This window comes from Rahnella sp. CJA17(1/100) (assembly GCF_963881615.1).
GTDB classification, from domain to species: Bacteria; Pseudomonadota; Gammaproteobacteria; order Enterobacterales; family Enterobacteriaceae; genus Rahnella; species Rahnella aceris.
In genome coordinates, this window is sequence record NZ_CAWOJA010000090.1 from 1 (window position 1) to 209 (window position 209).

The 209-nt window shown below is 49.8% G+C and carries 1 pseudogene; it reads right to left on the reverse strand.

Going from position 1 to position 209, the window contains the following annotated elements:
• Positions 1-209: pseudogene (locus AACU55_RS24630) on the reverse strand (IS4 family transposase); the annotation flags it as partial.

Consider the following 209-nt stretch of genomic DNA (forward strand, 5'->3'; position numbering starts at 1 on the left):
TCGAGGGCAGTTTTAGCATCGCTGCGTTGCTGTAAAAATGCTTCAGATGACCCGGGATGGCTCCCGCTGATGCCCACGGCAACCCGATTAACAACCGTAATATCTCCGACACTGCACCGCTAAAACTCAGCTGATAAGGCAGATAATCTCCCTTCAGGCTGAACGCCATCTTGATCATCTGGTAACGAATAAGGTTATAACTCAGCAGG